Raw genomic sequence first — 14,192 nt, 5'->3', positions numbered from 1 at the left:
ACATCCTACTGTCTCAGTTTTTTGATATTCTGCATGTGATATTTTTCAAAAAGATCAGAATTATAATAAATACCCCCTGCTATTTTTTGGGGTGTATATTTATAAGAGATTGATTTAAAATATTCAAACCACTCGTTTGTACGAGAATATTTAAATGGAAATAAATCTGGTCTTAGCCACCCTTTAAAAAAATATTTTAAAAATTTTTTATACTTTTGTTCTTCTCTATCAGTTCTAGATACCAAACTTATGTCGAAATCATATAACTCTGACCAAAATTTTTCAAAAATTTCTCTAGATATAATAGCTATATCTATATCTGATTCTTCAGAAAACGAATTCCATAATTTACTCGGAGCTATACTAAATCCTAATTTAGCTGAACCGACCATCAGTACACATTCTGGTCTTTCTTCAAAATGAGTAGCAATTTCATGTTTAAGGTCAAAATATTTACCTTCATCATCTTTAAAAACATAAGGTGTACCATGTATTATATATTTTTGAACAATTAATTTCTCTGTTAGAGAGTAATCACCTAATGCTGCTTTGAATATATCAATCTTTTGATTAATATGGCTTTGGTCAATTATTAGAGTCTGCCACATGGAGTATTTTATTTAATCAACATAACTTGAGCCAAGTTTTTATAGCTAAAAATACATATACTAAATGCTAAAATTTACAAAGTCAACAAGTGTATATACTTAAAAAAACGGTGATTTAATTTTTTAGCTTTGTTAGTCCGAACAAAAAACAACAGAAGTTACAAACTGTAAATAGTCACAGAATACAATCGGATAGTTAAAATAGGTAAGCTGTTGTTTCAGAACTACGGCAGGAAAATCAAGCAGGACTCATAGACAAAGCTATACATCTTGGTAGCATTGAGTCAAGTACCCGTCAGCAAGGGAGCGAGGACGATCTACGCAACTGTCACACAACCACTGACTTTTAAAGAGTTTCTTGCCTGGGATGATGGTTCAGGCAGAGAGTTTGAGCTATTGGATGGAATTCCCGTGCCATTATCAGAACCAAATGCAAATCATGAGGATTTGATCGAGCGACTGTGTGCCTACTTAGAAAATCACTGCCAAGAAAATGACCTGCCTTACGTGTCGCGCCAGTCCAAGCAGGTTCGGCTCAAAACAACACCAGGAGAAAAAGAAAAAAGCCGGAAAGCAGATATTGTCATATTTGCAAGAGTTGAATGGCAGAGAATGAAAACTAGGTCTAGTTCTGCTGCTGCATATATTCCACCTCCCGGAATTATTGAGGTCGTTAGCAATAACTGGAAGGACGACTATCTGACAAAACTTGCTGAATATGAGGACTTGGGCGTTTTCGAGTACATCATTGTAGACTATGCTGCTTTTGGTGGCATTCGGTTCATTGGTTCTCCCAAGCAGCCAACCATTACAATCTACCAACTTGAAGATGGAGAGTATTTACCCCCAAAAGTGTTTCGAGGGCAGGATCGAATTGATTCTAGATTGTTTCCGAACATTCCCTTAACGGCTGAACAGATTTTTGCAATGAGTCGCTGATTAGCAACGAAGAAATTTATTCTAGTCGTCTTCTTGCCACTAGTTTAATGTGCGATCGCCCTTATCCTTGGCAAAGCGATCGCTAGACTATCCACCGCCAAGCATTTGGTCAAAGCGGTGTTAAGATAAATAAGCCGATTCACTCGCGCCAAAGTTCAATGACTATTGCCAAACTGTCCGAACTAGGCATTACTCACCTTCCCGACCATACTGAGTTACCAGAGTCGGATGGAAACTTTGTGAAAAATTTTCAGGAACATCCGCAAAGCATACTTCTAACTGACTCCGTTCAAGGTAGATTACAGCAAATTCACTCAGATAATCGGTATTGTATTGGTCAAGATTGTGGCATTTACTGGCGTTTGACCGAACCACCTGAACGCGGTGCCGAAGCACCCGATTGGTTTTACGTCCCGAATGTTGCACCTATGCTAAATGGTCAGTTTCGGCGTTCGTATGTATTGTGGCAAGAATATGTCGCTCCCCTAATTGTACTGGAATTCGCTTCTGGGGATGGTTCAGAAGAAAGAGACAATACTCCAATTAATGGTAAATTCTGGGTATATGAGCAAGCAATCCGCGTACCTTTTTATGGTATTTACGAATTTAGCAAAGCTGCGGTTGAGGTTTATCACTTAGTTGATGGTAGGTATCAGCAACTCACAGCTAACGAACGTGGACACTATGAGATTTCCTTAATGGGTGTCGAATTGGGTATTTGGCAAGGACAGTATGGAAATACTACAGCGCCTTGGTTGCGTTGGTGGGATACACAGGGAAATTTATTACTAACTGGTGAGGAAAAGTCACAGTTATTAGCACCTCAATTAGAACAAGAGCAAGAAAAATCGCAGTTATTAACATCCCAATTAGAACAAGAACAGCAAAAAAATAAGCGTTTAGCAGAACGCTTGAGACAGCTTGGAATAAATGCTGATGAAGTTTAATACAGCAGAATTCAGAATTTAGAAGTCAAACACGCTTTATTAATGGCTTTGAGACGAATCGTTGTTTACTTCACTTTCCTTAAAATCTGCTGTAGTGATTAGAGATGGATTCAACAATTATAGAATGCGATGTCTATGACAGGTTACACCTACGCACTTCTTGCATTCGAGTATTTTTTTAATTCAGTAAATAATTGACGCAAGCGATCGCTCCTCCAATGCTAAGAGCGATCGCTGGCTTAACTCAATAGACTTTTTGCACGAGTAAAGTCTCTGTGTTTGAAGTAGAGTTACCTGCAAGCTGCTTTTTAATAAATCTTGGTTTGTTCTAAACTCAGAGCTAACATGCCTCCTATTAGTCAACGTTTTAGGGATATCTTTGCTTACGGGACTGGTGCGACTTGAACGCACGACCTGACGCTTAGGAGGCGTCCGCTCTATCCAACTGAGCTACAACCCCAACTATGAAGCATATATAATTATAGCAGTACTTTTACCGAGACTGCCAACAATCATCCCAAGAGCCGCCACCTACTTCTAAACCACATAGAAAACTTTCTGCTTTCAAGATTATTTTAGATTTTCTCCCATTTACTTCTCGTAACTCTAAATTTAATTTTCCTTGCATGGTGTCTTTGCAACAATATCTTAAACCATCCTCTGTGGGCGCACGCAGAGGTGTACCAGCTAAATCTGTGGTTCCTGTCAATTCAATTTCATAATTAGAGTTAGTAGCTTTCATTTGCCATCTACCCCAAGGCTGAATTTCCCAGTCTACCTGTGAATTCCAGGGAACGAATTCATAAAACTTGCCTTGATAGTGCAACCCAACCATGGCTACAGATTCCATCCACCACAGCACACCCCGCCGTCCACCGCCAGCAGTTAATGCTAAATCGGGTTCGCCTTCAAAGTAATTACAATTTAGCCAAAACCATTTTTGCGGAAAAGCACCACCCCAATTTTTCTCGCCGTAGGCTGGAGCGTTGGTAAATTCGTAGATTTTGCCATTCCAGTCAATTTTTCCACTGGCTAAACCGTGAGCCATCAAAATTTGCCATCCAGGTTCAAAAATCTGTAAGAATGATAGCCAGCCTGCGGTTGATTGCTGAATGCTATTTTGATTACCCCAACCGTATACAGGTTGAATTTCATACTGCCAACGGCAATAATTATTGGTGGCGCGATCGCGAATTATTCCCTGATTCAAGGTGGCTGTGGCTTGATATCCCTCTTGAACATGATGCTCAAATTCTGCTGGGAGCAGATATAGAGGAGAAATTTGCAAATCCGTTTTACCCCAATGACCTAAACCCAGGATATCTTGACTACCCCAAAATTTATTCACATCAGGAAAAGTACGCCATAAATACTGATCATCCGGGCCGAGGATTTGGGCTGCACCGCCACTGTGGGGTTTACCACCGATGGGATCTTCTATGGAGTACATAAAGGCGAACGTTTGCCCAATTTCCGGTAAAGTGACGCGGTAATACCAGCCTTCAAAGAAGCGGCGACTACTACCATCCCAGTGATAACCAGAATGGGGCGTTTGAGTTGATTGGAGGAGATTTAGGGGAATAGTTAACATATATCTATATAGTTATAGTTGCCGATTTTTTCAGTATGCGCGATGACCTCGATCTCAATCATGCTTATGAAATTCTTGGGTTGGAACCGGGTGCATCACAAGCACAAGTAAAGCGAGCTTATCGTCAACTGGTGAAAATTTGGCATCCCGATCGCTTTCTTGAGCAAAAGCAAAAACAGGAAGCTGAGGAAAAAATCAAATCAATCAACTCAGCTTACAACAAGCTCAAATCTGAAAGTCCATCTGAGCCTCCTATTCCTGAAAATCCATCTTCATCTTCGCCTAAAAATCCCACAAAAATATCTGTCAATCGTTGGGATGCTGAAACTTTCTATAGTTTAGGAGTAGAAAATGCTACACAAGGAAGGTATGAGGATGCGATCGCAGATTTTACCCATGCAATTCGTCTCAATCCTCACTATGTTGAGGCATATAAATATCGTGGGCTAGTTTGCTCACAACTGGGATACGAATATAGAGCCGCTTCCGATTTAAATAAAGCTGGACAAATAGAACAAGAGTTAAGAAATCCGGGCGCTGCACGTAAATCGCGATCGTCTAGATATGTATCCAAACCTAGACCTGTGTTAGAAAGATTTTGTCAGAGGATTAAAAAGATATTGCGGCTAAATCGACGTTGGAGATAAAAAGCGATAGTTTAAGCGGCTTAAGACGGCGACACGCACCTTGAGTTCGGCAGACAAGGTGAAAATAGTAACGGAACAGTATGTAGTTTAATGAGTCAAGTCAGATATCAACCAATAGATACTCTTCAACAATGGTTCTGAATCAGATTTGTTGGAATTCCCTGACAGCATCTACTTTGACAGTACTAACTATTGCTGTTTCCGGTTGCACTCCCTTGACTTCAGACACTCAGGATTTAATTACCCAGTCGTCAGAAAATAGTCAAGTACTTCGCACCCTCTCAACGCAGTCTGATTCAGGTTATTCGGTTGCTTATTCTCCAAAAATATCTCAGGTAAACAGTCCTATTGGGGCGACTCTTGCCAGTGCTGATGCAAAAAGCGTAAAGGTGTGGAATCCCAACACTGGCAAACTCTTGCGTATCCTATCAGGACAGGCTTGGACTGTTAGCTTTAGCCCTGATGGTCAGATTCTCGCTAGTGGCTCTCAAGATGGCAGTCTGAATTTGTGGGATATAAGCAGTGGGAAACTAATCCGCACTTTCAAGCATTCAGAACCAGTGATTAATGTAGTCTTTAGCCCAGATGGGCAGACTCTAGCTAGTGGTCTTGATCTGGGGTCTAGCATTAGGCTGTGGAATTGGTGTACTGGAGAAATCATCCGCATTAATGATGACCCTAACGCTTTTAAAATGGGATTTTCTAACTTTAAGTCTCAACCAACCGTTTTTAGCCCAGATGGTCAGACCTTATTTGCTACAAGTGATTCTGGTTCTGTGATTCAGTCATGGAATGTTAAGACTGGTAAACGAACAGGCAGTTTCGATGCTAAATCGTCGATTTATGCTGTCGCCATTAGCCCTGTTGGAAACACCCTCGCTACTGGCATTCGTGACAATGCTATTAAGCTGTGGAATGTTAGTAATGGGCAACTCATTCATACTTTAACTGGCCAAAAGGGTGAAGTTAGAGCTGTTGCTTTCAGTCCAAATGGACAGCAAATCGCCAGTGGCAGTCAGGATGGCACTGTCCATCTGTGGAATGTTAGTACTGGCAAAGTAATCAGCATTTTCACAGCGCATAAAGGACAAGTTTGGTCTGTTGCTTTCAATCCTGATGGAAAAACACTTGCGAGTGCTGGGCAGGATGGCGCTATTAAGATTTGGCGTGTATATCCACAGTAAACCTGCTCTGTATCTTCAAATCAACATTTTCTGATTGAAGATTGGGAGCAAGAATTTTAAAGCTATTGGTTAACTCCGTCGCTTTCAGCCCCGATGGCAAAATTTTAGTTAGTGGTAGTCGAGACATGACAATCAAGCTTTGGGGATGCGATGTCTAACGACAAACCGAAACAAATTTGATAATTTCACCACTAATAACCGCATAAAGCAAGTAGTAAATTTTAAATGCGTTATCGCGTAAAAACTGTGCTGAGTATTGTTTATAAATGACCTATAAGCATAATTTATTCAAGTTGATTAAAAAATTAGATAACTGAAATAAATTACTAGATTTTTCATCAATGCGTCACCTAGCAGTTTAATAACATCTATCTTTGGGATTATCTTTCTTTCGATAAAATATTAACTCTCTGGAGATAGAGCCACTTGTCTAATCTCAGAGGTTATTCTGATAATTACCAACAGTTGAGTAGCAAATAAAACTCAATATTTATCAGCAACATAAATTTTTAAACTCATTAAAACCTCTTGTTCTTACAAAACTTTAGTTTGTCAAAACCATATCGAGGAGTTAAATTAACAGCTATGTCTATTCCCAATGAACGCGAAATCAAAAACAGTGAAATCAAGCAAGAATCTTACACTGATACTAATGGTAATATTCACACTGACTTAACGCGAACCACTGAAACAGTCAAGAACAGCACAGCTAATCCTAACTCTTACACTAACGGTTACGTACATGGTCGAAATGTTGAGCGTAGCTACCAGCAAGCAGATTTAGCCCAGCGTGATGAAAACAATGCTAGTGGTGGTTTACTGTTGGGTATTATCATCACTTCCCTACTTGGTTTGGTTATAGGTGGGGTCTGGTACTTCAACCAGCAGAATAATGCAGCAGTTAACAATACTGTGCCAGTCGTGGTTCCTGTACCGAGTAAGAGTAATCCAACTCCCAGTGCATCTCCTCAAACAAAAACGACGATAATCGAAAGAACTAAGGAAGTACCTGTTCCTGTTGCTGTTCCTGTTCCACAACAGCAGGTTACGCCTCCGTCTGCACCTCGCCAACCGGATATTAACATTACTATTCCACCCCAGCAGCCTGGGGCAGAAAAAGCGCCTTCTGCAATTGAGCCAACCCCTAAAGCTACACAAAGTCCAACTACTAATACTGCTGCGCCAGGTACGAAAAGTGACACATCTAAAACCACTCCACCTCAAGGAGTAGACCAGTCAAACAGTACATCTAATAGTGGTTCTTCTACCGCAAATGATACTACTACAGGCGGTTCTGCTCAATAACGGTTTCTGAACTTTCAGCCCACTTGATAATGCTGGCATTAACGCTAACATCTAACAAGTGGGAATATTCTTAAGAAAGATTTCTGAATTGTTGCGAAAAGTTAATGGTATTCAAGTTTAGTAAATGTGTCTTGTAGCTGAATAAACACAGTGCTAGATTAAGAGCAAGGTACAAACAGGTTAAGAGTTAAACAAAAAGTTTTCAGTTAGAGCCTGTACCTCCTGCTCTAATGTTCTTGCGATCGCTCCTTTGGTTGTGGCATCCATTGAATGTGTTTTGGCCTTAAGTCCCATGAGTTGTTTTGGAGGTTTTGAAACGCACAGCCAGAAAATGCCTGCCTAGTTGGAATGTAAGAATGTGCAATTCTGAGTAGAGTGATCGCCAATGCTGTCCACCTTAGTTTGAGTTAGTAACTTCTGAATTCTCCAATCTTCAAGAAACCGCCCCAAGCTGCTGATACTTATCCACCGTAGCTTCAGGCGGTTTCTGCTTTGTATTACAGATTTAAATTAACATTGACCAGTAAGGGCTGTCATTTGTCCTTTGTCCTTTGTCATTTATTTAGACCAATGCCCAATGCCCAATACTTCGGCAACTCTTGGAGACGCTACGCGTTAGCGGAGCTTTCGCTTTAGCGATACGCTCAGTACAAGTGCCCAATGCCCAATACTTAATGACTAATTAACGTGATTACAGTCACTTCTGGCGGACAAAATAAACGTCCTGGTTTATAAGTTCCTAAGCCCCGATTGACATATAGTTGATTTTCTTCAACATTGTGAAACCCTTGCGCCCACTCCCAATATCGCACGACTTTAGAACAGTCTCCCAAGAAAAATGTTACCCAACGCCGTAATTTTTTGGGGATTTGTTTGAGTAGCTTTTTATAATAAAATACTACAGGGCCAATGCCTGGAATTACGATGTGACCACCGTGGGTATGACCAGATAGTTGCAAATCTACCCGCCATTGTTGCAATATCTTTGCTGTATCTGGGTTATGGGATAAAACAATGCGCGGTGTAACCGAGTCTAGTTGATTCATAACTGGTGCGGGGTAAAATTCCCGTGACCAATAATCAGCTAATCCTACTAACGGTAATTGTTTTCCTAGTGGATAGGCGATTTCATTCCAAAGCACATGTACCCCAATGCTAGTTAACGCCTGTGTAACTTCTGCTTTTGAGTGGCTGTAATAGATATCGTGATTACCAAGTACGGCATAGATCCCACAGCGACTTTGCAAATGTTTGAGTCGAAGCGCCAATTGGTGAATCGGCGTCGGATCGTCAGTTACGTAGTCACCAGTTAATAGAATTAAATCTGGTTCAGCTTCGTTAGTAAGTGTGATCGCTTTTTCTAACATTTCTTCCGACAGCCGCAAACCATCGTAGTGAAAATCTGACAACTGCACTAGCGTTGTACCTTGTAAAGATGCCGGAAGTTCCGCAATCTTAACTGTGATTTTATCTACTCTTAATTGTCCCGTAAACAACCAATGCATAAGGCAACCAATACCACTCATACCAGCGCTTACAGCTTACCAAAATTAAAATGTAACTTGATAAACTGCAATAATTTATGTTATCTATTCCAGATACAATTAATTAATAGATTTAAATTCTGAAACTAAATTACACGTACTCATTAGCCAGAATACCTACTATGATTCCGTTATTGAATTTTGAAATTTGAACTACTTACTCACCCTGTAGGGTGATTATAGTAACTTCTGGGCGGCAAAATAAGCGTCCTGGGAGGTAAGTTCCCAAACCACGATTGACATATAGCTGATTTTTTCCCAGTCGATGGAAACCTTGCGCCCATTCCCAATGGCTGATTACAGAAACATTTTCTGACAAAAATGGAAATCGACGCTGCATTTTTTTGGGTATTTTTTCTATAAGTTTTTCGTAAAAAAACATTGCAGGTCCAATTCCAGGAATTACGATTTGACCACCGTGAGTATGACCAGATAATTGTAAGTCAACTCGCCATGCTTGCAGTATTTCCGCAGTATCTGGGTTGTGGGATAAAACGATGCGGGGTGTGTCAGGGTTTAGTTGATTCATAACTGGTACAGGATTAAATTCCCGTGACCAATAATCAGCTAATCCTACCAATGGTAATTCTTTTCCTAGTGGATAGGCAATTTCGTTCCAAAGTACATGAATTCCAATGCTAGTAAGGGCATCTGTAACTTCTGTTTTTGCATTTTTGTAATGTATATCGTGATTGCCAAGAATAGCATAGATACCACTGCGACTTTGCAGATATTTGAGTCGAAGTATCAGTTGGTGAATCGGCGCAGGTTCGTCAGTTATATAGTCACCAGTTAATAAAATTAAATCTGGTTCAGCTTCGTTAATAAGTGCGATCGCTTTTTCTAACATCTCTTGCGACAGCCGCAAACCATCATAGTGAAAATCTGACAACTGCACCAGCTTCTTACCTTGTAACGATGCAGGCAACCCTGTAATGTTAACCGTCAATTTCTCTATACTCAACGGCCCAGATAACAACCAATGCATAAGACGTTCAATAAAGCTCAATCATAGCGCTAACAGCTTAACCAAACATCCTCGGTTCGTGTGTAGAGATCGGTACAACTTATTGAAAATTTAATTAAAACTAATGAAAAGCCTGGAAGCTAGTGGTCTGTCTCATTAATTTTGATGAGTTTGTAGTAAGCACTTTAGTGCTTAAAAACCCAGGACTTTAGTCCTGACTATGAACTTTTCACCCCTCATAACTAATGGGACAGACAACTGCGCTTTTTTGCACAGATATTTCGATTCAGTCCCCAAAAGAAACCCCCTCTGCTTTCGTCATAGTAAAGTCATTACAACACAGAGGGGTTTAATTTTTTATTATATAGTGTATAGGCAGATTTTAAAGATAATGGTGGCAAAAACCAGTTTCTCTGATGTTGTCTTTATTTTAATCTGCCTACCCAGTTGAGCCTATTTCCAATCGGGAATCTCAGCATCTTCTCCACCAATTCCGATTCCAGTGTTAAATATTTCGGCATCAGTGAGATTAAGATCGTTCATTGATGCTTTATACACATTAGAATCGTGAATCGTAGCGCGAGTAAAATTTACCCTGTTGAGATTGGTTTGCTTTAAATTCACATTGCTTACATAAGCAGATGTTAGATTAGCACCTGCCAAGTTTGCACCAGTTAAGTCAGCACCTTCGAGGTTAGCCCCTACAAGGTTGGCTCCTTGAAGCTTTGAGCCTCTCAAGTCAGCACCAATTAAATGAGCGCCACTGAGGTTAGCTCCCGATAGATTGCAGTTAACACATGCCCCAGTTGAAAGCAGCTTTTGTAAGTCCTGGGGATTCTCGGCTCTAACCGAGCTAATAAAAAATAGGGGAGTTGCTAAGGCCATGGTCGCTAATAGCTGGAGTTTCATAATTTTCCCCCTTAAATAATCAAGTTGCGTCCGTTCTGTCCCTCACAACTCTATTATCTCATTAAACTTCTTAAGGTCAATCTATCTCTTGACAACTTAGTTGTGATATGAGACAAGGATAACAGTAATCTAAAAATGCCATTAATTCTGATTTTTGGTGATTTTTAGGAGACAATCGCTAAAAAACTGCCAATATTAAATCACTGTTAAATCTTTTTAAAAGCTTGCATTAATCGCCATAATTTGACTAGTTCGATAAGTATTTATACTTTTTAGTAAATACTGTTAGTTTTAGTCTTCAGAAATTCTCGCATATACTGATTAACTAATTCAGGGTGTTCTTGCTGTACCCAATGACCACAATTGGGTATATACTTGATTTTAAAATCACTGACATAGGCTGCGGTGTCGTAGCTTAGTTCTTTGCCGAGTGCAGTGTCATTTTCTCCCCAAATCATCAGTGTTGGCACTTCCAGAACACCCCAACTTGGATTTAGCATTCTCTGTTGCAAAATATTGCGGTAGTAGTTCAACATTGCTGTGAGGGCACCGCGTTTAGCAGCAGCATTTTTATAAGCGTCAATATCCGCTTTGGTGAAAGCATTCTTGTTAACTGCTGTACCTGTAAAAGTTGTTTCAATTGCTTGGTAGTCTGAAGATTGTAAAAGTAATTCTGGTATCCACGGTAGTTGAAAAAGGAATATGTAGTTGCTACGTAGCAACTGTTGGGGAGTGCGTAACCCTTGAGCAAATTTTGCAGGATGAGGGAGGTTAAGAATAATTAATTGTTCTAACATTTCGGGGTAAGTATATGCAAAATTCCAAGCGATCGCACCTCCCCAATCATGTCCAACTAATACACATCTTTGATATCCTAATCCTTTAATTACTCCCTCAATATCTTTGATAAACTCATCCATTACATAAGCTGATTGCTCATTTGGTTTATCACTATCGTTGTAGCCACGCAAATCAAGGGCGACGACTTTAAAATCTTGGGCAAATTCTGGTATTTGATGCCGCCAAGAGTACCAAAACTCAGGAAACCCATGTAACATCAACATTAAGGGACCTTCACCTTGGGTAACGTAATGTAGTTTTACCCCATTGGTTGTTATATATTCGTGTTTCCAAGTCAGTTCTGTTACAGTCATGGTTGTATTTTTATTAGTGATATTTATTATGTGTAATACTTTTGGTTAAAACATCTGCTGGGAGACAGTTTTAGAATTACAATTTTCCTTTAGGTAGATGTTGGCAAGAAATCAGCAGGGTTTCATATAAGTACGAAAATATATAGCAATCCTAATCTGATTTGTGAAAATGAATGAACAAACCGCCATATCTACGAGAGGCTTGTGCCAACACGCAGCGTCTTGTAGGAAAGAAAGAGAAGTTTTCAGATATGATTTAGGACTGCTATATCAAGCTGGGTAACATAATTATTTGATACATAAATAATGAATACGATAGAAACCCGTGGTATCTGGCTGACTACTACTGATAGTAAAGTTCTCAGGTCAAAGCAACACATTGCTGAGGCGATGGATTTGCTTGCCGAGACGGGATTTAATGTGGTGTTTCCCGTTGTTTGGAATAAGGCAGTAACTCTGTATCCTAGTCAAACAATGCAGAAGACATTTGGAGTCGAAATTGACCCTATGTCTTTAGGCCGTGACCCTTTAGAAGAGGTGGTAGTTGAGGCGCGACGAGTTGGATTGAAAGTTATTCCTTGGTTTGAATACGGTTTTGCCAGTTCCTACAATTTGAATGGTGGTGTACTTTTACAAAAAAAACCGGAATGGGCTGCGCGTGAGGGTAATGGTAACTTAGTGAAGAAAAACGGCTTTGAATGGTTGAATGCACTGGATTCACAGGTGCAAGAATTATTCTTGAACTTGGTGCTAGAAGTTGTAAAGAATTATGATGTGGATGGTGTTCAAGGAGACGATCGCTTCCCTGCATTACCCTGTGAAGGTGGCTATGACGTGGGAACTCTCACCCGCTATCGTCAAGAATTCAATCGCAATCCGCCACAGAACCCCAAGGATAGACAATGGTTGCAGTGGCGTGCAGATATTCTCACTGAGTTTTTGGCGAATCTCTACCGGGAAGTGAAAGCGGTGAATCCTAATTTATTAGTAGCGATCGCACCTAATATTCATGATTGGGCATTCCGGGAATATTTGCAAGACTCACCCACATGGGTGAAGCGGGGAATAGTTGATATGATTCAGCCGCAGATTTACCGCCGTGACTTTAGGAGTTATCAGGCGATCGTTGATAAACTGGTAAACCAACAGTTCACAGATGCGACGTTGCCCAAGTTAGCGCCGGGAATACTGATGAAGCTTGGTTCTTACTGCATTAGTCCAGAATATCTGGTGCAGGCAATTGAATACAATCGCCAACTTGGTATTCAAGGAGAGGTATTCTTTTTTTACGAAGGTTTGCGCGAGAATAACAATAACCTAGCTAAAGTTTTGCGAAATGGGCCTTATACTAAATCTGCATCATTTCCCACTCTGTCTGATTTGAGTGCGGGTGGTGTGACTAACAAGAGGACATCTTCTATTTGGCAAAGGTTGTTCAAAAAGATTTTTTAAGGAAAAATGCGCGTGGAATCTCAATTATCGGTGGAACGGGTAATTAAGACTTTAAAAGAGGATTTACCAACACTTTTTCAAAAAGATATTACATATCACATTTATACAGATGATATCTACTTTAAAGACCCGGTAAATACATTCAAATATAAATTTAACTATCGCATTATATTTTGGACTTTGCGATTTCACGCTCGGCTATTTTTTACCCAAATTTACTTTGATGTGCATGAAGTTTATCAGTCAGCCGAAGACACGATTTTAGCAAAGTGGACAGTGCGGGGAGTGTTACGCGTTCCTTGGAAAGCAGGTTTGCTTTTTAATGGCTATTCAACGTATAAACTCAACCAAGATAATTTGATATACGAGCATATTGACACATGGGATCGTAAACCAGGCGAGATTTTAAAGCAGTTTTGGCAAAGGGGAGAGATGGCTAATTAGATACATGGTGAGTTAAAAATTTATCCAGAACAAGCTGAGAAACGTCGAAATAAAAAATTAATGCACGTCATCAGTCGGAAAAAGCTACGACAATTCTGCCAAAAACACGCTGATTGCTGTGAAGCACTTGATGACTGGTACATAACTGCTAGTAAAGCAGACTGGGGTAATTTGTTAGAAGTTCAAACTATTTATCATAAAGCCGAAGCAGTAGGCGAGTTTACAGTTTAATTGCTAGTATTAACTATGAAAAGCAGGTCATTTATATAAAATATGTCTTAACTCATGCAGAATATGACAAAGACTCCTGGAAAAATGATCCTTACTTTCAACTCAGATATTTATAGCCAATTGCTGTCTCAACATCAACCTCGGATTATCAACAGGACTTACGCAACTGGCACAATGCGATCACTACTTTATAGTATTTATGTACTATAAGAAAGTGGCGTACTCAGAGGGGATGGCTGAAATTAGTAACAGCAATCGACTGTGTGAAGT

The 14,192-nt window shown here is 40.0% G+C and carries 14 protein-coding genes, 1 tRNA gene and 1 pseudogene; 9 read left to right on the top strand and 7 right to left on the bottom strand.

Annotated features, from left to right (window positions below):
• Positions 1–5 precede the first annotated feature (5 nt).
• Complete coding sequence (locus V7L20_RS29475; protein ID WP_334747478.1) at positions 6–608, bottom strand: hypothetical protein; 603 nt, start codon at positions 606–608, stop codon at positions 6–8.
• A gap of 270 nt (positions 609–878) precedes the next feature.
• On the opposite strand from V7L20_RS29475, the gene V7L20_RS29470 reads away from it, so the two are divergent.
• On the top strand, positions 879–1,547 hold the full coding sequence (locus tag V7L20_RS29470) for a Uma2 family endonuclease (protein ID WP_334747477.1): 669 nt from the start codon (positions 879–881) through the stop codon (positions 1,545–1,547).
• A gap of 158 nt (positions 1,548–1,705) precedes the next feature.
• Positions 1,706–2,494 carry a Uma2 family endonuclease gene (locus tag V7L20_RS29465; protein WP_334747476.1) on the top strand — a complete coding sequence of 263 codons (789 nt, stop codon included), beginning with the start codon at positions 1,706–1,708 and terminating at the stop codon, positions 2,492–2,494.
• Positions 2,495–2,880: 386 nt separating this feature from the next.
• On the opposite strand, the gene V7L20_RS29460 is transcribed toward V7L20_RS29465, so the two are convergent.
• A tRNA-Arg gene (locus V7L20_RS29460) sits at positions 2,881–2,954 on the bottom strand.
• Between the two features lie 33 nt (positions 2,955–2,987).
• The gene (locus V7L20_RS29455; RefSeq protein ID WP_334747475.1) at positions 2,988–4,085 is read right to left on the bottom strand and encodes a tocopherol cyclase family protein; all 1,098 of its coding nucleotides are present in this window, start codon (positions 4,083–4,085) and stop codon (positions 2,988–2,990) included.
• 35 nt (positions 4,086–4,120) lie between these two features.
• On the opposite strand from V7L20_RS29455, the gene V7L20_RS29450 reads away from it, so the two are divergent.
• From V7L20_RS29450 to V7L20_RS29440, 4 genes are all read left to right on the top strand, one after another.
• Entirely contained in the window at positions 4,121–4,732 is a 612-nt protein-coding gene (locus tag V7L20_RS29450) for a J domain-containing protein (RefSeq protein ID WP_334747474.1), read from the top strand.
• A gap of 176 nt (positions 4,733–4,908) precedes the next feature.
• Positions 4,909–5,916, top strand: a complete 1,008-nt coding sequence (locus V7L20_RS29445; RefSeq protein WP_334747473.1) for a WD40 repeat domain-containing protein — start codon at positions 4,909–4,911, stop codon at positions 5,914–5,916.
• Between the two features lie 41 nt (positions 5,917–5,957).
• Positions 5,958–6,074, top strand: coding sequence for a hypothetical protein (locus V7L20_RS32910; RefSeq protein WP_442943657.1), 117 nt, complete (start codon positions 5,958–5,960; stop codon positions 6,072–6,074).
• A 427-nt stretch (positions 6,075–6,501) separates the two neighbouring features.
• A complete protein-coding gene (locus tag V7L20_RS29440; RefSeq protein WP_334747472.1) occupies positions 6,502–7,221 on the top strand; it encodes a hypothetical protein in 720 nt (239 codons plus the stop codon).
• Positions 7,222–7,892: 671 nt separating this feature from the next.
• Here the strand turns inward: V7L20_RS29440 and V7L20_RS29435 are convergent.
• From V7L20_RS29435 to V7L20_RS29420, 4 genes are all read right to left on the bottom strand, one after another.
• The gene (locus V7L20_RS29435) at positions 7,893–8,726 is read right to left on the bottom strand and encodes a metallophosphoesterase (protein WP_334747471.1); all 834 of its coding nucleotides are present in this window, start codon (positions 8,724–8,726) and stop codon (positions 7,893–7,895) included.
• 196 nt (positions 8,727–8,922) lie between these two features.
• A complete protein-coding gene (locus V7L20_RS29430; RefSeq protein ID WP_334747470.1) occupies positions 8,923–9,753 on the bottom strand; it encodes a metallophosphoesterase in 831 nt (276 codons plus the stop codon).
• A 432-nt stretch (positions 9,754–10,185) separates the two neighbouring features.
• Positions 10,186–10,641 (bottom strand): pentapeptide repeat-containing protein, encoded by a 456-nt coding sequence (locus tag V7L20_RS29425; protein WP_334747469.1) that lies wholly within the window; start codon positions 10,639–10,641, stop codon positions 10,186–10,188.
• A gap of 272 nt (positions 10,642–10,913) precedes the next feature.
• On the bottom strand, positions 10,914–11,795 hold the full coding sequence (locus V7L20_RS29420) for an alpha/beta fold hydrolase (RefSeq protein WP_334747468.1): 882 nt from the start codon (positions 11,793–11,795) through the stop codon (positions 10,914–10,916).
• Positions 11,796–12,101: 306 nt separating this feature from the next.
• On the opposite strand from V7L20_RS29420, the gene V7L20_RS29415 reads away from it, so the two are divergent.
• The 3 genes and pseudogenes from V7L20_RS29415 (at position 12,102) to V7L20_RS29405 (ending at position 14,038) form a co-directional block, all read left to right on the top strand.
• Complete coding sequence (locus V7L20_RS29415) at positions 12,102–13,247, top strand: glycoside hydrolase family 10 protein (RefSeq protein WP_334747467.1); 1,146 nt, start codon at positions 12,102–12,104, stop codon at positions 13,245–13,247.
• A 12-nt stretch (positions 13,248–13,259) separates the two neighbouring features.
• Entirely contained in the window at positions 13,260–13,691 is a 432-nt protein-coding gene (locus V7L20_RS29410; protein WP_442943656.1) for a DUF2358 domain-containing protein, read from the top strand.
• Between the two features lie 60 nt (positions 13,692–13,751).
• Positions 13,752–14,038: pseudogene (locus V7L20_RS29405) on the top strand (type II toxin-antitoxin system HigB family toxin).
• Positions 14,039–14,192: the final 154 nt, after the last annotated feature.

The sequence above is a fragment of the Nostoc sp. genome (assembly GCF_036916735.1).
Classification (GTDB): Bacteria; Cyanobacteriota; Cyanobacteriia; order Cyanobacteriales; family Nostocaceae; genus Nostoc.
This window is presented reverse-complemented; position numbering and strand designations above follow the sequence as displayed.

Coding starts and splice junctions, on each gene's coding strand:
- V7L20_RS29420 (WP_334747468.1), bottom strand. CDS start 11,795: ATGACTGTAACAGAACTGACTTGGAAACACGAATATATAACAACCAAT.
- V7L20_RS29465 (WP_334747476.1), top strand. CDS start 1,706: ATGACTATTGCCAAACTGTCCGAACTAGGCATTACTCACCTTCCCGAC.
- V7L20_RS29430 (WP_334747470.1), bottom strand. CDS start 9,753: ATGCATTGGTTGTTATCTGGGCCGTTGAGTATAGAGAAATTGACGGTT.
- V7L20_RS29415 (WP_334747467.1), top strand. CDS start 12,102: ATGAATACGATAGAAACCCGTGGTATCTGGCTGACTACTACTGATAGT.
- V7L20_RS29475 (WP_334747478.1), bottom strand. CDS start 608: ATGTGGCAGACTCTAATAATTGACCAAAGCCATATTAATCAAAAGATT.
- V7L20_RS29450 (WP_334747474.1), top strand. CDS start 4,121: ATGCGCGATGACCTCGATCTCAATCATGCTTATGAAATTCTTGGGTTG.
- V7L20_RS29435 (WP_334747471.1), bottom strand. CDS start 8,726: ATGCATTGGTTGTTTACGGGACAATTAAGAGTAGATAAAATCACAGTT.
- V7L20_RS29440 (WP_334747472.1), top strand. CDS start 6,502: ATGTCTATTCCCAATGAACGCGAAATCAAAAACAGTGAAATCAAGCAA.
- V7L20_RS29455 (WP_334747475.1), bottom strand. CDS start 4,085: ATGTTAACTATTCCCCTAAATCTCCTCCAATCAACTCAAACGCCCCAT.
- V7L20_RS29425 (WP_334747469.1), bottom strand. CDS start 10,641: ATGAAACTCCAGCTATTAGCGACCATGGCCTTAGCAACTCCCCTATTT.